Below are 25,217 nucleotides of genomic sequence, written 5' to 3'. Positions count from 1 at the left end.
TCATCTCCCGACGAAGGTCAGCCGGCCGTTCACCGCGCGCACGATGCCGACGTCCTCGGCGTCGATGCCGCGGTGGTCGTCCCGGGCGAAGGTGTAGGTGCCGACGACGCCGGACACCCCGCGCAAGCTCTCGAGCGCGTCGCGGGCGTGGGTCACGTCGCCGTGGGCCTTCTCGAGAGCCTGCGCGACGAGGAGCACCCCGTCGTAGGCGACGCCCGGGCCGAAGTCCGGGTCGGCGCCGTAGCGGGCGCGGAACTCGTCGTGGTAGCCGCGTTCCAGCTGCTGCACCGGGGCGCCCGGGTTCTGCTGCTGCCACCAGAAATCACGCGTCGCCGGGATCAGCAGCGTGTCCGGCGTGTAGTCGGCGATGCGGCGCAGGAAGGCGTAGGTGAGGTTGCCGTCGGTGGTGGCGACGGGCAGCTTCAGCCCCATCTGATCGATCCCCTTGAACGCGACACCCGCAGCCGCGCCGCTGCTCCAGACCACGAGCGCCTGCGGTTTGCCGGCGGTGGCGGCCTGCAGCTGCGACGTCACCGAAACCGCGCTGGGGCTGTAACTCGCCTGCCCCACCACGGATACACCGGTGTGCGCCGCGGCTTGCTGGACGGCGTGCGCGCCGTCGAGACCGCTCGCGTCGGTGGTGTAGATCAGCCCGACGCGGGTGAGGCCCTGGCCCTTCCAGTAGGCGAGCAGCCGGTCGGCGAGCGTGGCGGTCGGGGCGCTGGCCGACCACTGGTACGAGCCGGGTTTCGGCTTCACGCCGGGCGACAGGCAGTAGTCGATCAGCTGCGCGCTGGTGGCCAGGGGAATCACGGCCTGGCACGGCCCGGACAGCGACGGCCCCACGAGCGCGTCGACACCGCCCAGCATCTTGCGCGTCTGCAGCACGGCTTGGGCGGGGTTGCTCTGGTCGTCCGCGGTGCGCAGGCGCAGCTGCTTGCCGTTGACGCCGCCGCGGGCGTTGATCTGGTCCACCGCCAGCTGCGCGCCCTGCAGCTCGCCGACGCCGAGCTGGCTGCCGGTCCCGGTCTGGCTGGTGATGAGCCCCAGGGTGTACGCGCCGGAGTCCCCGGACGCGGCCGACGCGGAACACCCGGCGGCCCCGAGGGCGATCGCTGCGATCAGGGCGCCGAGGCGGCGCCGCGGCGGGGACTCTCGCGGCGAGGAGGAGAACTGAACAGCAACGGTCATGGTTCACCAGTTTCTTCTGCGATGAAGAAGCGCGCTCTGTCTAACAGAGGTTGTGGTCGGGGTCAAGACGCACGGGCAACGGGCCGAGGGTGGCGCCCCGGGGTGAGGCCACGCCCCGGCGGCGTCTCGCGCGCACGGAGCCCGTCTCTGCCGTCGAACCGGCGGGCTTTGCCCACCCACCGCGACGAAGAAGCGATCGACGACACCCCCGCGCGAGTGTCCGTCCGGACCCGAGAAGCTGATCACCGCTCGGCCGGATCGTCCGGTTGCCGTACGCTTCTGCTATGAAGAAGCCTGCTCTCGACGCCGCCGGTGCCCACTCGCCTGCACCGCAGTACCCGATCGATTCGGTGGACAAGGCTCTTCGGATCCTCCTGCTGCTGGGGGATCGCCCCGAGCTGCGGATGACGGACGTGGCGGAGTACCTGGGGGTGGCGTCCTCCACCGCGCACCGGCTGCTGGCGATGCTGCAGTACCGCGGCTTCATCCGGCAGGACTCGCGCACGAAGGCCTACCGGCCCGGCACGTCGCTCACCGCCGTCGCGTTCGCGATCCTGCAACGGTTCGACGTGCGCGAGACGCTGCGGCCGTTCCTGGAGAAGCTCAACAGCGAGCTCGCCGAGACCGTGCACCTCGCGATCCTCGACGGCACCACCGTGCGCTTCATCGAAGCCCTCGAAAGCCCCCGCGCGGTGCGGGTCGCCTCGCGGCTCGGGCAGGCCATGCCGGCCAACTGCACGTCGACGGGCAAGGCGCTGCTCGCGGAGTTCTCCACCGACGACCTGCGCCGCATGTACCCCGGCGAGCAGCTGGAGACGCTCACGCCCAACTCGATCGGCACCCGAAGCGAGCTGGAGCTGGAGATCGACGGCGTGCGCCGGCGCGGGTACGCGACCAGCAACGAGGAAAGCGAGGAAGGCGTCGCGTCGGTCGCTGTCGCCTTCCCCGCCGGGAACCTCCCGGTGCGGCTCGCGATCAACGTGTCGCTGCCGGTGGGGCGGCTCTCGCGCGCGGAGGTGCGGCACATCGGCGAGCGGCTCAAGGAGACGATCGCCGAGGCCGCACCACTCCTGCACTAGCCCGGCGTGCCGAGCCGCGCCAGCTCGTGGCTCCACGCGACGCCTTCGTTGAACGCCGGGCCGATGTCGGGCAGCTCGGCCAGATCCTCGGGCGGCAGGTCGGTGAGCTGCCCGCCCGCGCTCACCACGGACAAGGCCATCCGCGCGATCGTGTCGACCGACACCGCCCGCAGCACGGCTTCCTGCACCGATCCGCCGCTGCTCGTGAGGCCGTGCCCGCGCAGCAGCACGACCGGACGGCCCGCCATCGCGGCCACCATCTCCCCCGCCAGCGTCCGGTTCCGCACCAGCACGCCGCGCGGGTACACCGGCACGCCGCCGGCCGCGAGGTGCGCGCCGGGGATGTCGTACGCGCCGATGATCGGCCGGATCGCCAGCCCCGCCAGGTCGGCCGCCACCACGGCGGGTGGGTGCGCGTGGACGACGGCCGTCACCGCCGGATCGGTCCGCAGCACCTCCGTATGCAGCGGCAGTTCCTTGGGCGCCCACCAGCCGTCGAGTTCCCCGGGCGCCGCGGCCGCGCCGTCGAGGTCGACGAGCCGGATGTCCTCGGGTGTCGTCCAGGCGAGCCCGCGCTCGCGCGGTCCCCGGCAGCGCACGAGCAGGCGATTCTCGTCCACGCGCAGGGAAACGTGCCCGAGGAACCCTTCGGCCAGGCCGCGGGCGGCGAGCACGCGGCAGGCGTCGGACACCAGCTGACGCTCGTCCGCGTACCCGCTCATGCCGCACCCACCGGCGTGATCAGCTTGTCCAGCACGGAAAGTCCTTCCTCGTAGGGGGTTCCCGCGGCGATGAGGCGCCGCGCGTTGACGAGCAGTTTCGGCCAGTTCACGGTGACCACGGCCGAAAGCGCGCCGCTGCTGCGGTAGAGCGCGGCGAACCGCGGCGGGTCGGCCGCCGGGTCGCCGGCCAGCTCGAACCCGTCGGCCCGCTGCGGCCGTCCGGCGATCTGGATCTTCCAGTCGTACTGGTCGCTCCACACGTATTCGGTCGGCCGGTACGCCACCGGCGCCGCGGGGTGGGTGATGGTGCGGGCCACACAGGCGGCCTGCTCGACCGCGTTCGTCCAGTGCTCGACGCGCACGTGCTCCCCGTGGCCGCCGTGGAACCAGCGCGCGACGTCGCCGACCCCGAAGATCTCCGGGTGCCCGGTGGCGCGGCAGTACTCGTCACACACGAGCCCGTCGGCCAGCTCCAGGCCGGAACCGGTCAGCCAGCCGACGGCCGGGACCGCGCCGATGCCGACGACCACCGTGCCGGCCGGCAGCACCGTCCCGTCGGTGAGGGTCACCTCGAACGCGCCGGCCCGGCCGGTGACGTCCCGCACCGCGGTCCCGAAGCGCGTTTCGACGCCGTGGCGGCGGTGCACCTCACCGACCAGCCGGCCCACCTCGTCGCCGAGCACCCGTGCGATCGGGGCCGGCAGCGGGTCGACGATCGTCACCGCCCGGCCGGCGGCGTGTGCCGTGGCCGCGACCTCCGCGCCGATGAACCCACCGCCGACGACCACGACCGGGCCATCCTCGGCGAGCGCCGCACGCAGCCCCGCACCGTCCACAAGGGACCGCAGCACGTGCACCCCGGGGGCGGGCCACGGCGACGGTCTCGCCTCGGCACCGGTGGCGACGACGAGGGTGTCGTACGCGACCCGAGTGCCGTCGGCCAGCTCGACCTCGCGGGCGGCCGGGTCGAGCCCGGTGGCCGCCACGCCGAGCCGCAGCTCGATCGCGGCGGCGGCCGCCTCCTCCTCGCTCAGCAGCGCGAGCCGCGGGTGCTCCCACGCGCCGGAGAGGAACTGCTTGGACAGCGGCGGTTTGTCGTACGGTGGGTGCGGCTCGGCTCCGATGAGGACGATGCGGCCCGCATGCCCTTCCGCCCGCAGCGCCTGCGCCGTGCGCACGCCGCCGACCGACGCGCCGACGATCACGACGGTGCCGCTCATCCGTCCACCACGGCGAGCGCCTTGACGGGGCAGCTGCGCGCAGCCGCTTCGACGCGGGCGCGGTCGGCGTCGGGAATGGTTTCGGTCAGCAGGACCACCTTGCCGTCGTCGTCGATGTCGTAGACATCGGAGGCGGTGGTGAGGCAGTTGCCGTAGCCCTGGCAGAGACCGGTGTCGGCGGTGAGTTTGGCCATCGCTGTTTCCGTTCGATTGACAGTGGTTCAGGATCGTTTGCGGGGCGCGGACACCCCGATGCCGCCGTCGGGATGAACGGCGTGGCCGGTGATGCCGCGGGCGCGGTCGGAGGCGAGGAACACGTAGCTCCACGCGTGGTCCTCGCCGCTGAGCGCCACGTGCAGCGGGACGCGCGCGGCGAGTTCTTCGGCTCGGCGCGGGGTGTCGCCGAGACTGCGCTCGGCCGTGCCGAGGCTCGGCAGACCGCGCAGGTCGGTGCCGAGGGTGCCGCCGGGTGCCACGCCGTTCACCCGGACCTCCGGCGCGAGGTCGTGCGCGAGCGCGGTGACGAGGCCGCGCACGGCGAACTTCGAGGACAGGTAGAGCACGCCGCCGCGCCCCGGGTAGTACGACGACGTCGACTCGGTCAGCAGCACCACCCCGCGACCCGAGCGCTTCAACTCGGGCAGCGCGGCCTTCACCGAGTGCAGGTGGCTTTTGACGTTGGTGCGGAACATCTCGTCGAACGCGTCGTCGAGCACGCCGGCGTCGAGGTCCTCGATGCTGCGGTAGAAGTCGAACACGCCCACGCAGCTGACCAGCACGTCCAGTCCGCCGAACGCGGTCACCGCGGCCGCGACCGCCGCGTCGTTGGCCGCCCGAGTCGTGGCGTCCCCGACGGTGACCGGTACGTCCGGAGCCTCGGCCACGAGCACCTTCGCCTTGGCCGCGTCGCGTTCGAGCACGGCCACGCGCGCGCCTTCCTCGCGGAACGCGTCGACCACCGCGCGCCCGATCCCGGAGCCGGCGCCGACGACGAGGGCGCGGCGGCCGTCCAGCCAGCCCGTCACGACTCGTCCTCCGCCGGCACGAGCGGGCCGAAGGGGTGGCCGATCATGGCGGAGAACGTCTCGGTGTTCTGCCAGGTCAGTGCCTCCAGCTCCAGCGGGCACAGCGCCACCCACTGGCCCGACTTGGGCGACTCGACCAGCAGCCGGGCGCCGTTGCGGGTTTCGACGCGCCGCACCACGATCTCCGCGAACTCGTTGCCGAGCCGGATGACCTCGCCGGTGGTGTGCGCGATCAGTTCGTCGTGTTCCGCGGCAGCCGCGGCCGCCGCGCGGGCGGCCTCGGCCTCGCCTTCCCACGAGAGCGTCACAGGAAGATCGCCAGGTTCTGCATGCGGATCACGGAGTCGTCCACGAGGATCGTGCGCCGCGCCAGCAGCCAGCCGTCGGGACCGCGGCGCAGCAGGTCCTCGCGGCCGGCCGAGACGATCGAGCCGGGCAGCACGTCGCCGCGGCTGCGGAACAGCAGCGTCGCCGATTCCACGACGAGGTGGTCCGGGTCGTCGGCGGCGAACGTGCGAACGTTCGAGAGGTGGTGCCGCAGCCGCGACGGCGGGTCCTCGGTCCACGCGTGCTCGGTGAGGAACCGGGCTACGCGGCGCGACAGCGAGTACTTGTCCTCGTCGAAGTGGGCCATGCCCGGTGCGGTGTCGAACCCGGCGCCGAGCGCGGTGGTGACGCGCACCGGCATCAGGTAGTGGATGTCGTCGGTGAGCAGGGTGAGCCACTGCTCGTAGTCCTGGGCGTCGAGTAGCCAGGCCTCGTCGACGAGCCACTGGTGCGCCTGCAGGTGGCGCGCGTCGTCGAAGGGCAGGGGTCCGCCGGTGCGCTGGACGCGCGACGCGTGGGCGCCGAGCGCGGAGCGGCTGGAGTGGGTTCCGGTGGTCGTCGTGCCGGTCGTCATGCCTGCACCGCCTCGGCGTTGCGGGTGTTCTCGGCGCCGACTTCCAGGGTCGTGGGCGCCTTGACCGGCCGGTCGAGGTGGTCGGCCCAGCGGATGAGCAGTTCGCGCTGGTTGTACTCACCGTAGCCGGTGTGGGCGGTGCCCGGGCCGTGGAACTGCTCCGGGGTGAGAGCGGGGACGACCTCCGTGTCGTCCTCGAGGATGCCCATGCGGCTGTTGAGCTTGAGCCGCCGCGCCATCGAGCCGGCGGCCGTGTTGGTGAGCGAGACCCAGTTCTCGACGTCGTCCTGCTCGAACATGCCGGTGGAGCCGAAGCACATCAGATAGGCCTTGTAGGACAGGGCCTTGTACTCCTCGGGCGCCTCGGCGTCGACGGCGAACCAGGACAGGACCTCGGTCTCGTTCTCGCTGATGGGCTGCCACTGGCGGATCGAGATGAACGGCAGCACGTCGTCGGAGTCGGCGACGCGCGGCCAGTTGTGCACGAACGAGAGGTTCGGGAACACCGACGCCGCCGAGATCATGAAGCCGTCCTCGCCGATGACGCGTTGCTGCTCCTCGGTGAAGGTGGTCTTCATGCGGTCGACCATTTCCTGGGGGTAGCCGACGTAGCGCGTGCGCTCGTCGAACCCGCCCGGCGGCAGCTTGTAGGTGGTGCCACCGCCGTTGCCGGCCCAGTAGGTGGCGCCGTCCTTGCGCTTCTCCGCCTTGGGCTCGCGGAAGAGGCCGATCTCGACGACGGACGTGTGGGTCTGCGGCGTGTGGTACATGTCGCCGGCGAAGTTTTCCGCGCCGATCTTCCAGTTCGCCTTCACGCGCCACCGCTGCGGGCCGCGCAGTTCGATGCCGCTGGGGCTCTGCTTGGTGTAGAAGTCGAGGTAGAAGCGGAAGTCGCCGAGGAAGTCCGCCAGCGGTTCGGCATCGGGGTCGAGACTCACGAAGATCAGGCCGTTGTAGATGTCCAGGTTCGGCGCCGGCAGCAGCCGCTGCCCCTTGCGCTTGAACCCGGCCTCGCCGCCGTAGGCCTCCTGGTGGAAGGGCAGGCCCACGATGCGCCCATCGTTGCGGTACGACCAGCCGTGGTAGGGACACCGGAAGTGCGACGCATTGCCCATCTCCGCACGACAGACCTGCATCCCGCGATGCAGACACATGTTGAAGTGCGCGCGGATTTCCCCCTTCTCGTCGCGGGTGACGATGAACGAGTCATCCAGCACGCGCCGCACCACGTAGTCGCCCGGCTTCGCGATCTCCGACTCGTGGGCGACGAAAAGCCACGCCCGGCCGAACACGCGCTCCTTCTCCAGCTCGAAGATCTCCCGGTCGTTGTAGATGTGCGCCGGGATCATGCCCCGCCGCACGTCGGACAGGGTGCCGGACTGGTCCGTCATCGTCGACTCTCCTCAGGCCATCGCTGGCCGATCTCTGTCTAGCAGAACTAAGCTCTGATCAGTAGAGCAGGAGAAGAGACGACACGTCAACCGGCAAGGCGTCGGGGAGTCCTCGCCGGTTGACACGAGGAGGGGAACTGCCGGCGGCGGCGGAGAAATCAGTCCGAGAGTTCTTCGAGGCTCTTCGCCCGGGTCTCGATGCCCGCGAACGCCACGGTCAGCGTGCCGATCAGCGCGGCGCCGCCCAGGACGGCGAACACCAGGCCGCCACCGCCGGGCGCGCCGAGGAGGAAACCGAAGACCAGGGGTGACACGATGCTGGCGAGGCGGGCGAAGCTGCTCGTCAAGGACGTCGCGAAGCCGCGCATGCGGGTGGGGTACAGCTCGCCCGTGTACACGTACAGCGACGTTGCCGGGAAGATGATCCCGACGCCGATGACGATGCCCGTGGCGAAGAGGTACGGCCAGGTGGTGTTGCCCAGCAGGACGATGTTCACGAAGCCGAACAAGCCGCCGGCCACCGACAGCCCGAACCCGTAGGCGAGGGACCGCTTGCGCCCCAGGTGCTCGACGCACCAGGCGACGACGTAGCACATCAGGACCTGCATCGCGCCGAGGACGACGGTCAGGGTCAGCGAATACGTGGCGCTCAGCTTCCCCACCGACACGTAGATCGTGGGGAGCCAGGAGGAGTAGCCGTAGGTCACGAAGAAGGCCAGGAACCACAGGACGACCAGCAGGAGCGTGCGGCGCCCGTACTCGCCGCGCAGGACTTCGCGCGGGATGAAGGGCCGGTCTTCGGCGACGGGTGCAGGAGCGGGGGCGGGGGCAGGTCCTTCCCGGCCTCCACGCGTGACACGACGGCGTCGGCCTCGGCGAGCCGGCCCTGCTGGGCCAGCCAGCGCGGCGATTCGGCAGCGCGACGAGCCCGAGGACGACGACGATCAGCGGCAGCGCACCGAGCCCGAGCAGCACCCGCCACCCGGTGCCGGGCCCGAGCGAAGACGTGAGCAGCGGCGCGATCAGCGGCGCGAAGAACAGTCCCCAGCTGAACAGCGACTGGTAGACGACGCCGATCCTCCCGCGGCTCGTGCGGCCGAGGAACTCGTTCATGATCGTGCCGGCGATCGGCACCTCGGCGCCGAGCCCGATCCCCTGCAGCAGCCGGAACACGAGCAGGCTCTGCGAGCTCCACGCGAACGCGCAGAACACCGCGAGCACGCCGATGATCGCCAGCGACAGCAGGAACGTGCGCCGGCGCCCGACGCGGTCGCTGAGCAGGCCGACGGCGATCGCGCCGGCGAACTGCCCGAGGTAGCCGGCGCTGATGATCAGGCCGGCGTCGGCCAGGCTGATGCCGAACCCCTTCACCACCACCGGCAGGAGCACGGCGAGGGAGATGGCGTCGAACCCGTCGAAGAAGGTCCCGACGCCGACGAGCGAGGCGAGCCGGGCGTGGAACCGGCCGGCCGGAATGCGGTCGACGCGCGCGGCGATCTTGGCCGCCTCGCGCGCCCGCTCCGGTCCGGGCAGCGCGGCGGCCGGGAGCTGGGATCTCGTCATGGCTGTTCTCCCTTGACCGAAAGGCCGGGGCTACTTGAGGCCGAATTCCGCGGCCAGTTCGGAGATCTCGTCGTCCGGCCGTGTGGTGAGGTCGGTTCCACGCAGCAGCCGGGTGAGGTCGCCGATCTCCTGCCGGCGCGGGGCCGGAACCGGCGGGCGCATCAGCGGGTTGTCGATGAACCCGCGCAGCCACGTCGCGGCCTTGTACCGGATGTGCAGGCGGCCGAAGTCGGAGAAGATGTAGTCCTGCAACGCCGCCAGGCCGCCGCGCCAGATCTCGGTGGCCCGGGCGACGTCGCCCTTGCGCCACGCCGAGATGTGCTCGACCATCCGCTCCAGCGCGAAGTTGAACGACCCGGCGCTGGTGCCGTCGAGCGTGTCGTTGGCGAGGTTCTCGTGGAAGTACTTCCCGACCGCGCCGTAGATCCCGACCGGCCGCCCCGCGGCGCGCAGCACGCCGGCGATCTCGCGGAACCCGTCGTAGTTGTAGGTCATCTTCCAGCCGACGACCTGCGGCACCGCGGCGATGATCCGCCGCGTGACGTCCGCGGACAGCCCTGGGCCGTAGCGGGCCGAGAATTGCCCGACCGGGTGGATCACCTGCGGCAGGTCGACCGCGTCCGCGATCGCCGTGAGACGTCGAGGAAGACCTCCGGGTAGGCGTCGGCGTTCCACGACAGCGTGATGTCGGCGGAATCGATCGGCGGGAGGATGAACAGGCCGTCGACGCCGGCGGCCTCCACGTCTTTCGCGCACTCGACCATGCCGGCAGTCGTCACGTGCGCCACCCCGCCCAGCACCGGGGTCCGGCCCGCGACTTCTTCGAGGGTGATCTCGACGACGCGGTTGCGCTCGGCGCGGTCGAGCGTGTAGATCTCGCCGGCTTCGGGGTTCGCGACGATCGCGACGCCCGCGTCGAGGTTCTCCGGCGTGAGGAACCGGCGCAGCAGCGCACGGTACCCCGCTTCGTCGATCGAGCCGTCGCGCAGGAACGGCAGCACCGGCGTGATGAACAGCTGCCGGAACGGGGTGTACTCGGTCATGGGGTTTTCCGATCTTTCCGGGGTCCGCAAAGGACGGTCAGGGGACGAGTTCGGCGTCGTGGCCGTAGATCCAGGCGTTGGCGGCCAGCGGGTCCTGCCCGGACAGCGACGCGTCGCGGGCTTGCTGCTCCGGGCCGTCGGGAAGGTGGTTGAGGTGGGCGCGCTCGTGGGACACGGTCTGGAGGCGCGCGGTGCGGTCGCGGCGGGCGGCCTGGTAGCGGCGCAACGCGCGGGCCGGATCGGTGCCGTCGGCCGCGAGGCACACCGCGAGCGCGGCCGCGTCCTCGATCGCCTGCGCGGCGCCCTGGGCGAAGAACGGGAACATCGGGTGGGCGGCATCGCCGAGCAGAGTCACCGGACCGTGGCTCCACCGCGCGAGCGGCGCGCGGTCCAGCAGAGCCCAGCGGCCCGGGGTGCCGGCCGCGGCGATGAGCTCGCGCAGGCGCGGGTCCCAGCCCTCGAACTCGGTCGCGAACTCCCGGTGGGTCGCGGTGGCGCTCCAGGATTCGACGACGTCCTCGCCGGCCGGAGCAAAGGCGACGATGTTGATGAGCTTGCCCGCCGAGATCGGGTAGTGGACCAGGTGGTGATCGGGCCCCAGCCACAGGGTGTGGGCGGCGCGGAGGGCGAACCCGGGAGCGTCGGCTGCCGGGACGAGGGCCCGGAAGGCACACAGGCCCGAGAACGTCGCGGGTGAAGGCCCGAGCAGGGCGTTGCGGATCGTCGAGTGCACGCCGTCTGCGCCGATCACGACGTCGGCGGTCGTGGTGGTGCCGTCGGCGAACGACAGGACCGCGCCGTCGTGACCGGCCTCGAGGCCCACGCACTTCACGCCGAGCCGGATCGCGTCCGGCGGCACCGCGGCTTGGATGACGCCGAGCAGGTCCGCGCGGTGCACGGTGTACGTGCGCTCGCCGTAGCGCCGCTCGCACGCCTCGGCGAGGTTCTCCGCGGACAGCACGCTCCCATCGGCCCAGCGGCGGAACTCCCACCCGACCTCGATCGCCACGGCTCGCGCGAGCAGTTCGTCCGCGACCCTGAGCCGGCGCAGGAGGCGCACGAGATTCGGGCTGGCGACGAGCCCCGCGCCGACCTCGCCGAGTTCGGCTGCCTGCTCGTAGACCGTGCACCCCAGCCCAGCCCGGCTGAGGAACGCGGCGGCTGCCAGCCCCCCGATGCCCCCTCCGACGACGGCGATCCGCAGTTCAGGCACCGGCGTTTCCCTCCTGTCGGGTCAGGTGGCGGTGAGTGTGACCGCACCGGAGCCCGCCCGGGAACACCGATGTTCATCCAATGGACACCCGCGTAGGCTGCGGGCACCATGCCCCGCACGAACGAACCCGGCCGCAGCGTCAGCTCCCGGCTGCTGCAGGTGTTGTTCACGTTCACGCCCGAGGACAGCACCCTGACCCTCGCGGACCTGACCCGCCGCACCGGGCTCCCCCACGCGACTGTCCGGCGGCTCGTGCACGAGCTGCGCACCGCCGGCGCCCTCGACCGCACGCCGGATGGCCGTTTCACCGTCGGCCTGCGCCTGTGGGAGCTGGGCACGCTCGCACCGCTGTCGGTACCGCTGCGCGCCGTCGCGCTGCCGTTCCTGGAAGACCTGCACGCCGCGCTGCACCAGCACGTGCAGCTCGCCGTCCTCGAAGGCCACGAGGCCGTGGTGGTCGAACGCTTCTCCGCGCGCGACGCCGTCGACCTGGCCTCGCACGTCGGCGGGCGGCTGCCGCTGCACAGCTCGGCCGTCGGGAAGGTGCTGCTCGCGCACGCCGGGCGCACGCTGATCGAGGCCTACCTCGCCGCCGGGCCCGCGCGGTACACGTCACGGACCGTCACCGATCCGGCGGACCTGCGGGCCGAGCTGACGGCCTGCCGGCGCTCCGGCACGGCCACCGTGCGCGGCGAAATGACCGAGGGTGCGGACTCGGTCGGTGCCCGCATCGCCGACGGGCACGGCCGGGTCGTCGCGGCGCTCTCGGTGGTGGTGCGGACGGGTTCGCTCGACCTGTCGACGGCCGTGGCGCCAGTGCTGGCCAGCGCGTTCAGCATTTCGCGCCGGCTCGGCTGGCGCCCGGGGATCGGCGTGCGCGACGCCGACCTCCCGGTGCGCGGCTCCGTCAGGTCTGGCTGACCAGCCGGTACCCGGCCGCGGAGAACTCCGCCGTCAGCGCGTAGCGGTCGCCGCGGACGAGGGTGTGGCGCCACTCCACCGGGCGGCCCTTCGAGTGGCTCAGGCGGTTGATGGCGAAAGCCGCGACGTCGTGGGCGCAAGCCAGCTGCGTGCGTTCGGCGGCGGTGGGGATGACGGCGTGCACTTCTTCGCGACCCTGATCGAGTCGGATCCCGGTGCGGCGGGCGAGCTCGTTGTAGAGGCTGGTGTGCGTGAAGTCGGCCTGCAGCAACGGTTTCGCGACATCGGCGGGAAGCCAGACGCGGTCAAGGGCCAGCGGTTCGTCGCCCGCCAGGCGGAGGCGTTCGAGGTAGACCAGCGGTGTCGAGGCTTCGAGGCTGAGCCGCTCGGCGACGAGCGCGTCGGCGCGGACGTCGAAGGTGCGCACGATGCTGTGCTGCGCCAGTCCCGCCGCCTCGACGGAGGTGAAGAGGCTGTAGAGCGCGCCCAGCGGCTGCGCGATCTCCGCCGGCGGGGCGACCCGCGGCTGACGGCCGCGCTCGGCGACGACCACGCCATCGGCACGCAGCTGGCGCAGCGCCTGGCGCACGGTGTGCCGGCTGACGCCGTACTCGTCGGCGAGTGCGAGCTCACCGGGGAACTGGTCAGTGAACTCACCGGCGTCGAGCCTGGTCAACAGCTCGCGCTGGAGCTGGCGCCAGAGCGGCTCGGAGCCGGACCGGCTCAGCGTTCGTGGGGCCATCGGTTCCTCCGGGCTGTCGGGCCCGACACTACCCGTAGCCAAATGTGCGGACATAGTCTACGTTCAATGTACGTACATTTGCGGCCGTGGAGGGAGCGTCGATGGGGCACGCGAACGAACGGGCGAGCCGGTGACCGCCACCCAAGACCGGACCACCGACCGGCCCCCCGCTTCGACCCGCGTCCGCGAAGTCGCTCCGGGCCTGCTGGTGGCAGTGCTCGTCGCCGGGCTCGCCACCGCGCTGGGACTGCTGGTCCCGATCGTCGGCGGACCCGTCTTCGGTATCCTGCTGGGTGCGCTCGCCGCGGCCGTCGTGCCGGGACTGCGGGCGGCGCGGTGGGCGCCGGGGTACGGCGTGGCGTCGAAGCCCGTGTTGCAGCTGTCGATCGTCGTGCTCGGCACCGGACTGTCCTTGCAGGAAGTGGTCCGCGTCGGCGTGCAGTCGCTGCCGGTCATGCTCGGCACCCTCACGGTCGCCCTCGGCGGCGCCTGGCTGCTGGGCCGCTGGCTCGGTGTGAAGGGTGACACCCGCACCCTCATCGGTGTGGGCACGGGCATCTGCGGCGCGTCCGCGATCGCCGCCACCACCGCCGTCATCAAGCCGAAGCAGACCGACGTCGCCTACGCCATCGGCACGATCTTCACCTTCAACATCGCCGCCGTGCTGCTGTTCCCGCCGCTGGGCCACCTGCTCGGCATGAGCTCGCACAACTTCGGCCTGTGGGCCGGCACGGCGATCAACGACACCTCCTCGGTCGTCGCCGCCTCCTTCGCCTACGGCGGCGACGCCGGTTCGTACGGCATCGTCGTCAAACTGACCCGCACTCTCACGCTCATCCCCATCGTGATCGTGCTGGCGTTCCTCACCGCCCGCCGCGAAGCCCGGCAGAACGCGGGTTCCGGGGAGTTCGGCATCCGCGCGATGCCGTGGCGCCGCATCGTCCCGGTATTCCTGCTCGGCTTCATCGCCGCCGCCGCGCTCGACAGCCTCGGCGTCGTGCCCGAGTCCTGGCACCCCGCGCTGTCCACGCTCGGCACGTTCCTCATCACGACCGCCCTGGCGGGCATCGGGCTTTCCCTGCGCCTGGCCGACATGCGCCGCGCCGGGCCCCGCCCGCTCCTGCTGGGTGGCCTGCTGTGGATCGCCGTCGCCGCCACGAGCCTCGGCCTGCAGGCGGCTACCGGCTCGTTCTGAACCCGGCCCGCCGCAGTACCACGTCAGCGTCACCACGGCCCGTTTCCCGTTCCGCAGCTCGGACTTGCGCCGAGCGCGCTCAGAGGTCCGCGGTCGCCGCCTCGGCGGCGGCGCGGACGGCCTTCGCCAGAGCCGGCACGTCGGCTCGCGTGCACCGCGCCGACGGCACCGCCGTCGCGAGGCCGGCCACCGCCCGGCCCGCGGTGTCGCGCACGCACACGCCGACCGCGACGATGCCGCGTTCACTCTCCTCGAAGTTGGTGGCGCAGCCACGGCGGCGAACCGTCGCCAAGCGGCGTTGCAGGGCTTCGCGGCGCATCGCGGAGCCGGCGGGTGAGTCGAGGAGGTCGCGCGGGTACAGGGCGCGCAGTTCGTCGCCGGAGAGTTCGGCGAGCAGGGCCTCCCCGCCCGAGGTGCAGTGGGCCGGCAGCAGCATGCGACCTCGCGAACCTCGTCGGCGGGATGGGCGCGGTTCGCGGGGCTGACGGAGTGGAGCGAGCAGGAAACCCTGGCGCAGCTGGAGGCGTGGGAGCCGCGGTGGCGCAGCGCACGGGTCGTGGGCTGAGCGGCGCTGCTCCCCACCCGGGCGGCGCCGGTTCACTACGATCGGGGGATGGTGATCAGCGCGCTGCTCGAGGAGTCCCGATGACCGCAGGTGGTCGCGCCGGCCGGGCGGGCATCGAGACGGTCGCGGCCGACTCCTATCGGCAGACGAAGGAGCGGTTGCGCGCTGCCATCAGCCGGTTGGCCGAGGAGGGACGGTTCCGGCTGCCGTCGGAGGCGGAGCTGACGACGGCGCTCGGCGTCAGCCGGGCCACGCTGCGCTCGGTGCTGCACTCGCTGCAGAAGGAGGGCCGCATCCGGCGGCTGCACGGGCACGGCACGTTCATCAACCGGCACGCGATCGGGGTCACCGCCAACCTCGCCGACGCGAGCCCGTTCGTCGACCTGCTCCGGCAAGCGGGGTACGAGCCGGGCGTGCGCACGATCGGCCAGCACGTCGTCGAGCTCGACGACGACCTCGCCGCCTCGCTGGAGGTCTCGCCGCGTTCGCGGGCGCTGCGCATCGAGCGCGTCTTCGAAGCCGACGGCCGCCCGGCGGTGCACAGCGTCGACCACGTTCCCGCGGGCTTGCTCGGCGAGCACCCCGAAGACCGGGACCCGCGAAGCTCCACATTCGAGTTCGTCGAGATCGACACCGGACTGCCCGTCTGCTACTCCGTCGCCGAGGTCCGGCCGGTGCTGCCCCCGCCCGCCGTCGCGGCCGCTCTGGACCTCTCCCCCGCCCACCCCGTGCTGCGGCTGCGCCACACCCACGTCCAGGCGAACGAGCTGCCCGTCGCGGTCACGATCGTCCACGTCAACGACGAATACGTGCGCTTCTCGGTGATCCGGACCTACCTCGACCAATGACTCAGCCGCCGGTGCGGGTCCGCACGAAACGAGCCGCACGACCGCTTCCTCTTGCGGCGTCAGGTCGCCCCGGCCAGCGCGGAGGATGTGGCCGCCGGCTTTGACTTCGCGCGCACAGCGGGCGACGTGGGTGGTGGCGCCGAGCGTGGCGAAGCCTTCGCGGCCGGCGGTCAGCGCGGCGCCGGCGCGGCCGAGGCGGCTCAGCGGCCGGCCGTGGACGCAGTCGATGCGGGCCTCGTCGGAGCGCACGGGCCTGTGCGGCGATCAGCTCGCACCGGGATTTTCGAGGTCGACGCGCGCGTCGTCGATCCGGTCGGTCAGCAGGTTCAGCCGGCCACGGGCCATCACGACGCGCTGTCCCTGCGGGCCATGCCGGATCTCCTCGGCGAGCGGTCGTATTCGCGCGCGACGAGGCGCGACTGGTCGAGTCGGCATTGATCGATCGCGCTTATGAGTCCGGCGTGAATCGGTCTTTGTGTCGGCGCAATATCCGGACTTACCGTGAATCAATCCGACGGACGCCGGTGAGGAGGCAACGGGATGGAACTGCGGCACCTGCGTTACTTCGCCGCCGTCGCCGAGACGTGCCACTTCGGCCGTGCGGCCGAAGCGCTGCACATGGCGCAGCCGGCGCTCTCGCACGCGGTGCGCCAGCTGGAGAACGAGCTCGGCGTCGTGCTGCTCACCCGCACCACCCGTCAGGTCCGGCTCACCCCGGCCGGCGAGTTCTTCCTCGCCGAGGCGCGCCGGGTGCTCGACGGCGTGGACAACGGCGTGCGGGCGGTCCGGCGCATCAGCGCCGGCCGGATGGGACTGGCCCGCATCGGGTTCACCGGCACCGCCGCGTTCTCGCACCTGCCTCAGCTCGCCCGCACGCTGCAGCACCGGCTGCCGCAGGTCGAGCTGGAGGTCCACGCCGACCTGCTCACGCCCACGCAGTGCGCCGGGCTGCGCAGCGGCACGCTCGACCTCGGGCTGCTGCGCCCTCCGGTACCCGGTGAGGGCCTGGCCGTGCGGGTGATCGAGAGCGAGCCGCTCGTCCTGGCGGTCCCCGCGGACCACCGTCTGGCCGGCGAGCCGACCGTCGCGACGGCGGATCTGCGCACCGAAGGCTTCATCGCCTACGCGGGCAAGGACTCCGTGGTCAACGACGCGGTGCTGCGCAGCTGCCGCACCGCCGGGTTCGCGCCCCGCCGGGAGCACGAAGCCGCCGGCACGGCGGTGCTGCTCGCGCTCGTCGCGGGCGGGCTCGGGATCGGCGTGGTCCCCGCTTCGGCCCGGTCGCTGCCCCTGGGCGGAGTCGTGTTCCGCGACCTCGCCGGTGCCGAATCCGTGCAGCTCGCGCTCGCGTGGCACCACGAGCACGCGTCGCCGCTGGTCGGCGCCGTGCTGGAGGTGCTCGAAGACGTCTTTCCCACTCGTTCCCCAGCCGAGGTGACCAGGTGAAGATCACTCAGGTGGAGGCGATCCCGTTCGCCATCCCCTACCGGAAACCGTTGCGGTTCGCCTCGGGCGAGGTGCGCACCGCCGAGCACGTGCTCGTGCGGGTGCACACCGACGACGGCGTCGTCGGGATCGCCGAAGCCCCGCCGCGGCCGTTCACCTACGGCGAGACCCAGGCCGGGATCGTCGCGGTGCTCGAGGACATCTTCGCGCCGCAGGTCGTGGGGCTCAGCCTGCTGGAGCGCGAGACCGTGCACGCGCGGCTCGCCCGGACCGTGGGCAACCCGGCCGCGAAGTCCGCGCTGGACATGGCGCTGTGGGACGCGCTGGGCCGCACGCTCGACGTGTCCGTGACCGAATTGCTCGGTGGCTACACCGATCGGATGCGCGTGACCCACATGCTCGGGTTCGACGAACCGGCCGCGATGGTCGCCGAAGCGTCGCGGATCCGCGAGACCCACGGCATCACGTCGTTCAAGGTGAAGGTCGGGCGCCGGCCGGCCTCGCTCGACACCGCCGTGGTGCGGGCGCTGCGCGAGACGTTCGGCGACTCGGTGGACCTCTACGTCGACGGCAACCGCGGCTGGACGGCCGCGGAGTCCGCGCGGGCGATGCACGAGATGGCCGACCTCGGGCTGCTGTTCGCCGAGGAACTCTGCCCGGCCGACGACGTGCTGGGCCGCCGCTGGCTGGTCTCGCAGCTCGACGTGCCGTTCATCGCCGACGAGTCCGCCGTGACGCCCGCCGACGTCACGCGCGAGATCCTCGGCGGTTCGGCCACGGCGATCAGCATCAAGACCGCGCGCACCGGGTTCACGCAGTCGCAGCGCACCCACCACCTCGCCGAGGGCCTCGGCCTGGAAGTGGTGATGGGCAACCAGATCGACGGTCAGCTGGGTTCACTGTGCACTGTCGCGTTCGGAGCGTCGTTCCGGCTCACCTCGCGCCGGCCCGGTGAGCTGTCCAACTTCCTCGACATGGCCGACGACCTGCTCGCCGAACCGCTCACCATCACCGACGGTGAGGTCACCGTCCGCCCCGGCGCCGGGCTCGGCGCCGAACTCGACCCGGAAAAGCTCGAGCTGTACCGCCAGGACCGCTGAGCACCGTCAGCGGATCAGCAGCCGGACAGCACAGAGGATCAAGGAGGATTCCCGTGACGACCACCCACCACGAACCGACCGCCGCCGCTTCGGGCGCCAGCGCCACCGAGCGGTTCAAGACCGACAAGACCACCGGCGTCGCCGACACCCCGAAGGAACGCGTGAGCCTGCTGGCCCGCTCTGTCCTGGAGGCGGTGCACGCCACGATCCGCGAGCAGAAGGTCACCTACGCCGAGTACAACGCGCTCAAGGCGTGGCTGATCAGCGTCGGCGAGGACGGTGAGTGGCCACTGTTCCTCGACGTGTGGGTCGAGCACGTCGTCGAAGAGGTCGCGACCGAGCACCGCAAGGGCAACAAGGGCACCATCGAGGGCCCGTACTACGTCCCCGGTGCGCCCGAGCGGGGTGCCACCGGCACCGTGCCGATGCGGGCCGACGAGCCCGGCACTCCCCTGGTCTGGACCGGTGCCGTGACCTCGACCGACGGCGCCCCGCTGGCGGGTGCGAAGATCGAGCTCTGGCACGCCGACGCCGACGGCCTGTACTCGCAGTTCGCTCCCGACCTGCCGGAGTGGAACCTGCGCGCGACCTTCACCGCCGACGACTCCGGCCGCTTCGAGATCCACACCGTCCGGCCCGCGCCGTACCAGATCCCGACCGACGGGGCGTGCGGCAAGCTGATCGCCGCCGCCGGCTGGCACGCCTGGCGCCCGGCGCACCTGCACGTCAAGGTGTCGGCCCCGGGCCACGAACTGCTGACGGCCCAGCTGTACTTCCCGGGCGACGTCCACAACGCCGACGACATCGCCTCGGCCGTGAAGCCGGAGCTGATGCTGGACCCGAAACCCGCCGGAGCCGGCGAGACCATCGAGTACGGCTTCGTCCTCGACCGGGCGTGACGCGATGCTCTTCCACGTACGCATGGACGTGCGCCTGCCCGCCGACCTCCCGGCCGCGGCGCGCGACGACCTGGTCGCCCGCGAGATGGCCTACAGCCAGGAGCTGCAGCGCAAGGGGAAGTGGCCGCAGATCTGGCGGATCACCGGTGAGTACGCCAACTTCTCCGTGTTCGACGTCGAGGACAACGACGAGCTGCACGGCATCCTGAGCAACCTGCCGCTGTTCCCGTTCATGGACATCCACGTCACGCCACTGGCGCGGCATCCCTCCAAGATCGACGGCTGAGCGGGGCGGGCCCGGTCAGCGGCCGCTCAGGGTGCGCAGCACGTCGCGGGCTACGCCGGTGGCCGCGGCCAGGACAGTGCGCGTAAAGGTCAGCATGTCTTCACCCGCCGCGCGGGCCGGGCCGATCCGGTCCTCGGCCGCCGCCAGCATCGCGGTGCGCAGTTCGGTGTTGACGTTGACCTTCCCGACGCCGGCCGCGCCACACGCGCGCAGGTCGGCGGCGGGCAAGCCGGATGCGCCGTGCAGCACGAGCGGAACCGAACCGGCTTCCTCGCGGAGGCGGGCCAGCAGGGGCCAGTCGATCGCGGGTGCACCGCGGTAGCGGCCGTGCACGTTGCCGACCCCGCACGCGAGCAGTTGTGCACCGGACTCGGCGAGGAAGTCCCGGACCAGACCGGGATCGGTCTTGCCGGCGTCGTCGGCGGTCTGGGCCGAGGCGTGGTCCTCGGCGCCGGGGATGCTGCCGAGTTCGGCTTCGACGATCACCCCTCGGGGTGCCGCGAACTCGCGCACCTGCCGGACGAACGCGGCGTTCTCGTCCGCCGGCAGGTGGGATCCGTCGGCGAGCACGGCGTCGGCGCCGGCTGCGATCGCAGTGCGGAGCAGCGCGGCGTCCTTCGCGTGGTCGAGCTGCACGCACACGGGGACGGCCGAGTCGTCGGCGATGGCGCGCAGTGTCCGGATCAGCCGCGGCCCGGTGTCCGCGCCGGCGGACGACGGCGCGACCAGCAGGATCACCGGCAGGCCCAGTCCTTCCGCGGCGTTCACCACCGCCAGTGCGGTGTCGGCGCCATAGCAGGTGAAAGCGGGCACAGCCGCGCGGCCGGCGAGCCCCAGGGTGATCAGGTCGTCGAGTGCCGCTCGCATCGGGCGGGCAGGTCCTTTCCGGTGGTACCGGGTGGCCGCGAAACGTCGCGGCCACCCGGGGTCTCGTGGCTGTCTCAGGCGGCGACGGGTGCCGCCAGGTGGCGGCGGGTGCGCATCGTCGCCACCGCGATCAGCCCGACGACCGAGGTGGTGAGGACGAAGTAGTAGGGCGAGCGCAGATCGTCGGTCGCGCTGACCAGCCAGGTCCCGATGTAGGGCGCCGTGCCGCCGGCGATGACCACCGAGATGTTCGTGGCCAGCGCGGTGCCGGTGTAGCGGACCTCGTCGGGGAACAGCTGGGGCGTCACGGTGTAGGAGGCGACCTGGAGGAACGCCATGTTGACCATGATCAGCACGTAGCCGAGCGCGGCGAGCCACAGGTTGCCCACGTCCATCAGCAGGAAGCCGGGGTAGGTGATCACGGCGTAGCCGCCCAGTCCGATCACCGCGACCTTGAGCGGGCCGATGCGGTCGGCGAGCCGCCCGGTGAGCGGCATGAGCCCGACCGCGACGAGCGTGACCGCCGCGGTGATCCAGTAGACCGGCGACTTGGCGTAGTGCAGGTCGGTCACGAGGTAGATCGAGATGAACGTCGAGCCGATGTAGGCCGCGCCCTGCACACCGACACCGAGTGCGGTGGCCTTGATCAGCGCGCCCGGGTACGAGCGCAGGGCGGACGCGAGCGGGAAGCCGTGCTTGGCCGTCGCGACGGTGCGGTCGATGTCGGGCAGCGTGCGCCGCGCGAGGTAGCACACGACCGTCAGCGGGAGGCCGATGAGGAACGGGATGCGCCAGCCCCACGAGTTCAGCTGCTCGGTGGCCAGCCCCCCGGACACGATGCCGACGGCGGCCGACGCGATCGCGAAACCCGCGTTGGTCCCCATCGGGGTGAACGCGCCGTAGCGCGCCTTCTTGCCGGGTGGGGCCGCTTCGGCGATGACCGTGGCGGCGCCCCCGACCTCGCCACCGGCGAAGAAGCCCTGCGCCAGCCGCACGACCAGCAGCAGCGCGGGGGCGAGTACCCCGACCGTGGCGTACGTCGGCAGGATCCCGATGGCGGTGTTCGCGAGCCCGATGCCGACGACGGTGACGAGCAGCGCGCGCCGTCGGCCGAACCGGTCGCCGATCCAGCCGAAGACGATCCCGCCGACGGGCCGGATCACGTAGGAGAGTGCGAACACGGCCAGCACCGCCAGCAGCGACGCGACGGGATCCTTGCCGGGGAAGAACAACGGCGCGATGATCGCCGAAACGTAGCCGTAGAGGGCGTAGTCGTAGTACTCGATGAGCGTGCCGATGCCGCCGGCCAGGCCGACCCGGCGCACCTGCGTCGCGGTGTGCCGCGACACGTCGGACTCCACGTCGTCGACGGTCATGTCGGGCCTCCGTCCGAACAGGACAGTGGCTGTGCAACCGAGGTCATCTGAGAGCTTCCTTTAGTCGAGGCCGGCGCGGTAGGCGCGGACGATGTCGTCGAAGGTGTGTTCGGGGGTGAGGCCGAGGGCACTGGCGCGGGGGGTGTGGAAGCGGGCGGGCCAGCTGCGCACGATGGCGCCGACGCCCGCGTCGTCGGTCCAGTCGATGAGGTCGCTGGTGCCCGGGCCGGCGACGCGGTCGAGCGAGGCGGCCATCTCCTTCGGCGTGGTGGTGAGGGCGGGCAGGTTCATCGCGGTGCGGCTGCCCCACGCCGTGTCGTCGACCTCGGCCGCGCGCAGCAGCCCGTCGAGCGTTTTGCGGGGCGAGGACAACGCGATCGGCGTGTCGGGCGGGACCGGGCAGGCGGCGCGGATCCCGGCCAGCGGTTCGCGGATGATGCCGGACAGGAAGCTCGACGCGGCCGCGTTGGGCTTGCCCGGCCGCACCGACACGGTCATCAGCCGCACCGAGCGGCCGCGGACGAACCCCTTGCGGGTGTAGTCGGCCACCAGCTGCTCGCCGATGAACTTCTGGATCCCGTAGCTGGACTGCGGCCGCGGCAGGGTGTCGTCGTCGACCTCGCCGACCGGACCGAGCGCCGGGTCGCTGCCGAACACCGCCAGGGAGCTGGAGAACACCAGCACCGGCGGCCGGGCCAGCCCGCGGGCGTACTCCAGCAGCGCGCGGGTGCCGTCGAGGTTGGTGCGCATCCCGAGATCGAAATCGGCCTCCGCCGCACCGCTGACCACCCCGGCCAGGTGGAAGATCGCGTCCACCGGCCCGAGGCCGGCCAGCGCGGTGATGAGGTCACCGGTGACCACGCGCACCCGCGGGTCTTCGGTGAGGTCGGGCGGCGGGGCGAACAAGTCCACCAGCACCAGCTCACCGAGTTCCTCCACGGGCGCGCCGCCGAGGCTGACCGGCGCGTCGAGCAGCCGGCGGGCGAGCACGGCGCCGAGGAAACCGGCGCCGCCGGTGATGACGATGCGGGTGCTCATGCGTTCTCCAGTCGATCGATGACGTCGGCCAGGGAAGTCTCGTCGCCGACGTTGCCGGCGAAGACCACATACGGCAGGCCCTGGGCCGGCCCCGACGCGGGCTCCCACAGCGACACGATCCCCGGCAACAGCGACCCCCGGATCCACGCGCGGTCGATGCCGAGTGATTCCGTGGCCACGTCCGAGGACGTGATGCCGCCTTTCGCGACCACATAGGACGGTCGCCGCGCGGCCACGATCTCGCCCGCCACCCGGGTCAGCGCGGCGCTGACCCGCCGGGCGATGTCGAGACTGTGGGCCTCGTCGGCGCCGGTCACCAGCGTCCGCGAGGTCTGCACCACGACGAGGGAATCCGTGAGTGCCTCCGTCGCCGTGGTCACGGCGTCGCGCAGGTGCTGCTCGGCCCGGGTGCCGTCGAGGAGCGCCGGCACGTCGAGCTCGACGGTGACGAACTTCCGCTGCCCGGCGAGGTGCGCCAGCTGGCGGCTGGTCAGCCCGACGTGCGACCCGGCGACGACGAGCCCGTGGGTGCCGCGCCGGACCAGCTGCGCCAGCGTGGCGTCGTCGATCGGCGGGTGCGCGTCCTGCCCCACCCGGGCCCGCACGAACGACGGGCCGACGCGGTAGAGGAAGCTCCTCCCGTCCGCCTCGGCCGCGAGGATCGCCAGCACACTCGCCCGCAGGTCGTCGTCCACGTCGGCGTCGAGGGTGACCACCTGACCGTCGTGGGCGCGGTCCAGGCGCTCGCGCAATGCGCCGGTGGCGCCGGTGCGGATCACCTCGAGCGTCACCTCGGCGACCGCACCGCGGGGGATGCGCCCGCCGCTTTTCTCCTCGACCCACTCGGCCAGCCGCGACGAGCGGTAGCCGAAGGTCGCATCGCGGGCAAACTCGCTCTCGGCCACGGGAACCAGACCCTCGCCGGTGCGCAACCAGTGCGTGCCATCGATCGTCACCCGACCGGCGTCCACATAGGCCGGAGCCAGCAGGACCCCGTCCACGGCCCGCCCGTGCCGGGCCACGACCTCGCCCAGCACATCGGTCTCCAGCGGGAAATGCCCCCGCAGCGTCGAATCACTGCGGCTGGCGAACGCGAGCGGCACGCCCTCCTGCTCGGCCGCGGCCAGGCACGCTTCGGCGACCTCGCGATCGCGCGCGGCGGCGTCGGCCGGGGCGAGGCTGCGGGTGTTGGTCAGCACGAAGAACCCCGCCCGGCCCTGCCGCAGCGCCCAGCGGATGTCCTCGACGGTCCACCGCGTCAGCACCGGCAGGTCGCGCACGGTCTGTGTGCCGGTCGGGTCGTCGTCGAGCACCGCCACCTGCCGGGCGCCCGCCAGTGCGGCGCGGACCGCCTCGGCCGGGACGCCGCGAACCGGCGGCAGCTCCCGCGGGCTCACTCGATCCCCTCGGTGGCCAGCAGCAGCCGCATGCGGTGGGCGGCCAGCTCGGGGTCGGGGAACAGGCCGAGCTCGTCGGTCAGCACGAACAGGTCGGTCAGGTGCTGCAGCGACCGCATGCCTTCCCGGCCACTGACCATGCGGTAGTGGTCCTGGTGACCCGAAAGCCAGGCGACGAACACCGTACCGACCTTGTAGCGGTCGGCCGGGGCCTCGAACATCTTGACCGCCAGCGGGATCGAGCGGTTCATCGTCTCCGTGAACCCGGCTTCGTCGCCGGCGTCGAGCGCGGCGAACCCGGCTGACGCGATGGGCGCGATCGGGTCGAGCACGCCGAGCAGGCCGTGGCTGTGGTGATCGCCGTCGCCCAGCAGGAGGTCGGTGTAGCCGTAGTCGTCGCCGGTGAAGACCTTCACGCCGGCGGGCAGGCGGCGGCGGAACTCCTGCTCCAGCTCGTGGTCGAGCAAGCTGAACTTGATGCCTTCGAGCTTCTCGGCGTTGTCGCGCGCCAGCTGCACCACCACGTCCATCGCCGCGAGCACGTCGGTGTGGCCCCAGTAGCCGGCCAGGCTCGGGTCGAACCCGGTGCCGAGCCAGTGCACGATGGCGGGCTTGTCGGTCTTGGCGAGTACGTCGCGGTACACCGACAGGTAGTCGTCCGCGGTCTTCGCGACGGACCCGAGCGCGTGGCTAGCGCGCAGCACGGCCGCGCTGCCCTGCGCCTGCACGAACTCCAGCTGTTCGAGGTAGGCCTCGACGATCTGGTTCAGCGCCGGGGCGGGGGCTGTGAGCTGGTCGGTGCCCGCGCCGGCGACCACGGCGGCGCCGGCTTCGCGCGCGGCGGCAACACCGAGCCGGATGAGCTCCTGGGCCTGACGCCAGCTCAGGCCGCCGGGCCCGCGTTCGGAGGTGTCCATGGCCTCGGCGATGCCGACGCCGTAGGAGAACAGGTGCTGCCGGAACGCGACGGTCGCTTCCCAGTCCACCGGCGGTTCCTGGCCCGGCTGGTAGTCGGCTCGCGCGTCGGCGACCACGTGGGCGGCGGCGAGCACGGTGCGCGAGGTGAACGGCGCGGGGTGGCGCGGGTAGTCGACGGCCTCGTGCATCACGTGCCGGGTGGTGCCGCCGTCGGCCGTGGGGAGGACGAGCGTGGTCGAGTTCAGGGTCGTCACTGCGGGGGATCTCCTTG

29 protein-coding genes and 1 pseudogene are annotated in these 25,217 nt (G+C 72.0%); 10 read left to right on the top strand and 20 right to left on the bottom strand.

The genetic code is table 11. The features are described 5' to 3' along the window. Positions 1-1,191: an ABC transporter substrate-binding protein gene (locus I6J71_RS17980; protein ID WP_204095754.1), complete on the bottom strand. Its 1,191-nt coding sequence runs from the start codon at positions 1,189-1,191 to the stop codon at positions 1-3. 284 nt (positions 1,192-1,475) lie between these two features. Here I6J71_RS17980 and I6J71_RS17975 point away from each other — a divergent pair, with 284 nt between their 5' ends. Then, positions 1,476-2,270 carry an IclR family transcriptional regulator gene (locus I6J71_RS17975; protein ID WP_204095753.1) on the top strand — a complete coding sequence of 265 codons (795 nt, stop codon included), beginning with the start codon at positions 1,476-1,478 and terminating at the stop codon, positions 2,268-2,270. Here the strand turns inward: I6J71_RS17975 and I6J71_RS17970 are convergent. The 9 genes and pseudogenes from I6J71_RS17970 to I6J71_RS50820 all read right to left on the bottom strand — a co-directional run. Continuing rightward, a complete protein-coding gene (locus I6J71_RS17970) occupies positions 2,267-2,992 on the bottom strand; it encodes a class II aldolase/adducin family protein (protein ID WP_204095752.1) in 726 nt (241 codons plus the stop codon). The genes I6J71_RS17975 and I6J71_RS17970 overlap by 4 nt on opposite strands. Continuing rightward, positions 2,989-4,212, bottom strand: a complete 1,224-nt coding sequence (locus I6J71_RS17965; RefSeq protein ID WP_204095751.1) for an NAD(P)/FAD-dependent oxidoreductase — start codon at positions 4,210-4,212, stop codon at positions 2,989-2,991. The genes I6J71_RS17970 and I6J71_RS17965 overlap by 4 nt, the downstream gene beginning before the upstream one ends. Beyond that, entirely contained in the window at positions 4,209-4,406 is a 198-nt protein-coding gene (locus tag I6J71_RS17960) for a ferredoxin (RefSeq protein WP_204095750.1), read from the bottom strand. The genes I6J71_RS17965 and I6J71_RS17960 overlap by 4 nt, the downstream gene beginning before the upstream one ends. A 27-nt stretch (positions 4,407-4,433) precedes the next feature. Then, positions 4,434-5,237 carry a 3-(cis-5,6-dihydroxycyclohexa-1,3-dien-1-yl)propanoate dehydrogenase gene (hcaB, locus tag I6J71_RS17955; RefSeq protein WP_204095749.1) on the bottom strand — a complete coding sequence of 268 codons (804 nt, stop codon included), beginning with the start codon at positions 5,235-5,237 and terminating at the stop codon, positions 4,434-4,436. Then, entirely contained in the window at positions 5,234-5,545 is a 312-nt protein-coding gene (locus I6J71_RS17950; RefSeq protein WP_204095748.1) for a hypothetical protein, read from the bottom strand. The genes hcaB and I6J71_RS17950 overlap by 4 nt, the downstream gene beginning before the upstream one ends. Further along, positions 5,542-6,138 carry a 3-phenylpropionate/cinnamic acid dioxygenase subunit beta gene (locus tag I6J71_RS17945; protein ID WP_204095747.1) on the bottom strand — a complete coding sequence of 199 codons (597 nt, stop codon included), beginning with the start codon at positions 6,136-6,138 and terminating at the stop codon, positions 5,542-5,544. Before I6J71_RS17945 ends, I6J71_RS17950 begins: the two co-directional genes overlap by 4 nt. Next, entirely contained in the window at positions 6,135-7,529 is a 1,395-nt protein-coding gene (locus I6J71_RS17940; protein ID WP_204095746.1) for a Rieske 2Fe-2S domain-containing protein, read from the bottom strand. The genes I6J71_RS17945 and I6J71_RS17940 overlap by 4 nt, the downstream gene beginning before the upstream one ends. A gap of 158 nt (positions 7,530-7,687) precedes the next feature. Beyond that, complete coding sequence (locus tag I6J71_RS17935; protein WP_239154976.1) at positions 7,688-8,236, bottom strand: MFS transporter; 549 nt, start codon at positions 8,234-8,236, stop codon at positions 7,688-7,690. Between the two features lie 250 nt (positions 8,237-8,486). Further along, a pseudogene (locus tag I6J71_RS50820) lies at positions 8,487-8,900 on the bottom strand (MFS transporter); the annotation flags it as partial. Here I6J71_RS50820 and I6J71_RS17930 point away from each other — a divergent pair. Then, entirely contained in the window at positions 8,857-9,108 is a 252-nt protein-coding gene (locus tag I6J71_RS17930; RefSeq protein WP_204097639.1) for a hypothetical protein, read from the top strand. The pseudogene I6J71_RS50820 and the gene I6J71_RS17930 overlap by 44 nt on opposite strands. Positions 9,109-9,122: 14 nt before the next feature. Here the strand turns inward: I6J71_RS17930 and I6J71_RS49780 are convergent, their stop codons facing one another. The 3 genes from I6J71_RS49780 to I6J71_RS17915 are packed head-to-tail and all read right to left on the bottom strand — an operon-like array spanning position 9,123 to position 11,348. Continuing rightward, a complete protein-coding gene (locus tag I6J71_RS49780) occupies positions 9,123-9,692 on the bottom strand; it encodes a dihydrodipicolinate synthase family protein (RefSeq protein ID WP_204095745.1) in 570 nt (189 codons plus the stop codon). Further along, positions 9,689-10,135: a dihydrodipicolinate synthase family protein gene (locus I6J71_RS49775; protein ID WP_204095744.1), complete on the bottom strand. Its 447-nt coding sequence runs from the start codon at positions 10,133-10,135 to the stop codon at positions 9,689-9,691. The genes I6J71_RS49780 and I6J71_RS49775 overlap by 4 nt, the downstream gene beginning before the upstream one ends. Positions 10,136-10,172: 37 nt before the next feature. Next, positions 10,173-11,348: an FAD-dependent monooxygenase gene (locus tag I6J71_RS17915; RefSeq protein WP_204095743.1), complete on the bottom strand. Its 1,176-nt coding sequence runs from the start codon at positions 11,346-11,348 to the stop codon at positions 10,173-10,175. 108 nt (positions 11,349-11,456) lie between these two features. Between I6J71_RS17915 and I6J71_RS17910 the strand changes: the two genes are divergently transcribed. After that, positions 11,457-12,269 carry an IclR family transcriptional regulator gene (locus tag I6J71_RS17910; protein ID WP_204095742.1) on the top strand — a complete coding sequence of 271 codons (813 nt, stop codon included), beginning with the start codon at positions 11,457-11,459 and terminating at the stop codon, positions 12,267-12,269. Here I6J71_RS17910 and I6J71_RS17905 read toward each other — a convergent pair. Beyond that, complete coding sequence (locus I6J71_RS17905) at positions 12,256-13,011, bottom strand: GntR family transcriptional regulator (protein ID WP_204095741.1); 756 nt, start codon at positions 13,009-13,011, stop codon at positions 12,256-12,258. The two genes, I6J71_RS17910 and I6J71_RS17905, sit on opposite strands and share 14 nt — an antisense overlap. A gap of 130 nt (positions 13,012-13,141) precedes the next feature. Between I6J71_RS17905 and I6J71_RS17900 the strand changes: the two genes are divergently transcribed. Beyond that, positions 13,142-14,206, top strand: a complete 1,065-nt coding sequence (locus tag I6J71_RS17900) for a YeiH family protein (protein ID WP_204095740.1) — start codon at positions 13,142-13,144, stop codon at positions 14,204-14,206. A 79-nt stretch (positions 14,207-14,285) separates the two neighbouring features. Here I6J71_RS17900 and I6J71_RS17895 read toward each other — a convergent pair whose 3' ends face one another. Then, complete coding sequence (locus I6J71_RS17895) at positions 14,286-14,642, bottom strand: IclR family transcriptional regulator C-terminal domain-containing protein (protein ID WP_204095739.1); 357 nt, start codon at positions 14,640-14,642, stop codon at positions 14,286-14,288. A gap of 209 nt (positions 14,643-14,851) precedes the next feature. Between I6J71_RS17895 and I6J71_RS17890 the strand changes: the two genes are divergently transcribed. The 6 genes from I6J71_RS17890 to catC all read left to right on the top strand — a co-directional run bounded on the left by I6J71_RS17890 (position 14,852) and on the right by catC (position 19,350). Continuing rightward, complete coding sequence (locus tag I6J71_RS17890; protein WP_204095738.1) at positions 14,852-15,619, top strand: GntR family transcriptional regulator; 768 nt, start codon at positions 14,852-14,854, stop codon at positions 15,617-15,619. 51 nt (positions 15,620-15,670) lie between these two features. After that, positions 15,671-16,057 (top strand): hypothetical protein, encoded by a 387-nt coding sequence (locus I6J71_RS17885; protein WP_204095737.1) that lies wholly within the window; start codon positions 15,671-15,673, stop codon positions 16,055-16,057. Positions 16,058-16,159: 102 nt separating this feature from the next. After that, the gene (locus I6J71_RS17880) at positions 16,160-17,065 is read left to right on the top strand and encodes a LysR substrate-binding domain-containing protein (RefSeq protein WP_204095736.1); all 906 of its coding nucleotides are present in this window, start codon (positions 16,160-16,162) and stop codon (positions 17,063-17,065) included. After that, complete coding sequence (locus tag I6J71_RS17875) at positions 17,062-18,165, top strand: mandelate racemase/muconate lactonizing enzyme family protein (RefSeq protein ID WP_204095735.1); 1,104 nt, start codon at positions 17,062-17,064, stop codon at positions 18,163-18,165. Before I6J71_RS17880 ends, I6J71_RS17875 begins: the two co-directional genes overlap by 4 nt. A gap of 53 nt (positions 18,166-18,218) precedes the next feature. After that, the gene (gene catA, locus I6J71_RS17870; RefSeq protein ID WP_204095734.1) at positions 18,219-19,064 is read left to right on the top strand and encodes a catechol 1,2-dioxygenase; all 846 of its coding nucleotides are present in this window, start codon (positions 18,219-18,221) and stop codon (positions 19,062-19,064) included. 4 nt (positions 19,065-19,068) lie between these two features. Next, entirely contained in the window at positions 19,069-19,350 is a 282-nt protein-coding gene (gene catC, locus I6J71_RS17865; protein WP_204095733.1) for a muconolactone Delta-isomerase, read from the top strand. Positions 19,351-19,365: 15 nt separating this feature from the next. On the opposite strand, the gene I6J71_RS17860 is transcribed toward catC, so the two are convergent. From I6J71_RS17860 to I6J71_RS17840, 5 genes are all read right to left on the bottom strand, one after another. Then, a complete protein-coding gene (locus tag I6J71_RS17860) occupies positions 19,366-20,217 on the bottom strand; it encodes a class II fructose-bisphosphate aldolase (protein ID WP_204095732.1) in 852 nt (283 codons plus the stop codon). A 74-nt stretch (positions 20,218-20,291) separates the two neighbouring features. Then, on the bottom strand, positions 20,292-21,593 hold the full coding sequence (locus I6J71_RS17855; protein WP_204095731.1) for an MFS transporter: 1,302 nt from the start codon (positions 21,591-21,593) through the stop codon (positions 20,292-20,294). Positions 21,594-21,653: 60 nt separating this feature from the next. Then, positions 21,654-22,631 carry a D-erythronate dehydrogenase gene (gene denD, locus I6J71_RS17850; protein WP_204095730.1) on the bottom strand — a complete coding sequence of 326 codons (978 nt, stop codon included), beginning with the start codon at positions 22,629-22,631 and terminating at the stop codon, positions 21,654-21,656. Continuing rightward, the gene (locus I6J71_RS17845; protein ID WP_204095729.1) at positions 22,628-24,028 is read right to left on the bottom strand and encodes a four-carbon acid sugar kinase family protein; all 1,401 of its coding nucleotides are present in this window, start codon (positions 24,026-24,028) and stop codon (positions 22,628-22,630) included. The genes denD and I6J71_RS17845 overlap by 4 nt, the downstream gene beginning before the upstream one ends. Further along, a complete protein-coding gene (locus tag I6J71_RS17840; protein ID WP_239154975.1) occupies positions 24,025-25,200 on the bottom strand; it encodes a DUF993 family protein in 1,176 nt (391 codons plus the stop codon). Before I6J71_RS17840 ends, I6J71_RS17845 begins: the two co-directional genes overlap by 4 nt. Positions 25,201-25,217 lie beyond the last annotated feature (17 nt).

It is taken from the genome of Amycolatopsis sp. FDAARGOS 1241 (assembly GCF_016889705.1).
Lineage (GTDB): Bacteria > Actinomycetota > Actinomycetes > Mycobacteriales > Pseudonocardiaceae > Amycolatopsis.
This window is presented reverse-complemented; position numbering and strand designations above follow the sequence as displayed.

Bases quoted from the DNA above. Each gene is read 5' to 3' on its own strand.
- I6J71_RS17930 (WP_204097639.1), top strand. From the start codon at position 8,857: ATGATCAGGCCGGCGTCGGCCAGGCTGATGCCGAACCCCTTCACCACC.
- I6J71_RS17975 (WP_204095753.1), top strand. From the start codon at position 1,476: ATGAAGAAGCCTGCTCTCGACGCCGCCGGTGCCCACTCGCCTGCACCG.
- I6J71_RS49775 (WP_204095744.1), bottom strand. From the start codon at position 10,135: ATGACCGAGTACACCCCGTTCCGGCAGCTGTTCATCACGCCGGTGCTG.
- I6J71_RS17880 (WP_204095736.1), top strand. From the start codon at position 16,160: ATGGAACTGCGGCACCTGCGTTACTTCGCCGCCGTCGCCGAGACGTGC.
- I6J71_RS17945 (WP_204095747.1), bottom strand. From the start codon at position 6,138: ATGACGACCGGCACGACGACCACCGGAACCCACTCCAGCCGCTCCGCG.
- denD (WP_204095730.1), bottom strand. From the start codon at position 22,631: ATGAGCACCCGCATCGTCATCACCGGCGGCGCCGGTTTCCTCGGCGCC.
- I6J71_RS17980 (WP_204095754.1), bottom strand. From the start codon at position 1,191: ATGACCGTTGCTGTTCAGTTCTCCTCCTCGCCGCGAGAGTCCCCGCCG.
- I6J71_RS17855 (WP_204095731.1), bottom strand. From the start codon at position 21,593: ATGACCGTCGACGACGTGGAGTCCGACGTGTCGCGGCACACCGCGACG.
- I6J71_RS17895 (WP_204095739.1), bottom strand. From the start codon at position 14,642: ATGCTGCTGCCGGCCCACTGCACCTCGGGCGGGGAGGCCCTGCTCGCC.
- I6J71_RS17960 (WP_204095750.1), bottom strand. From the start codon at position 4,406: ATGGCCAAACTCACCGCCGACACCGGTCTCTGCCAGGGCTACGGCAAC.
- I6J71_RS17910 (WP_204095742.1), top strand. From the start codon at position 11,457: ATGCCCCGCACGAACGAACCCGGCCGCAGCGTCAGCTCCCGGCTGCTG.
- I6J71_RS17905 (WP_204095741.1), bottom strand. From the start codon at position 13,011: ATGGCCCCACGAACGCTGAGCCGGTCCGGCTCCGAGCCGCTCTGGCGC.
- I6J71_RS17890 (WP_204095738.1), top strand. From the start codon at position 14,852: ATGACCGCAGGTGGTCGCGCCGGCCGGGCGGGCATCGAGACGGTCGCG.
- catC (WP_204095733.1), top strand. From the start codon at position 19,069: ATGCTCTTCCACGTACGCATGGACGTGCGCCTGCCCGCCGACCTCCCG.
- I6J71_RS17970 (WP_204095752.1), bottom strand. From the start codon at position 2,992: ATGAGCGGGTACGCGGACGAGCGTCAGCTGGTGTCCGACGCCTGCCGC.
- I6J71_RS17940 (WP_204095746.1), bottom strand. From the start codon at position 7,529: ATGACGGACCAGTCCGGCACCCTGTCCGACGTGCGGCGGGGCATGATC.
- I6J71_RS17860 (WP_204095732.1), bottom strand. From the start codon at position 20,217: ATGCGAGCGGCACTCGACGACCTGATCACCCTGGGGCTCGCCGGCCGC.
- I6J71_RS17965 (WP_204095751.1), bottom strand. From the start codon at position 4,212: ATGAGCGGCACCGTCGTGATCGTCGGCGCGTCGGTCGGCGGCGTGCGC.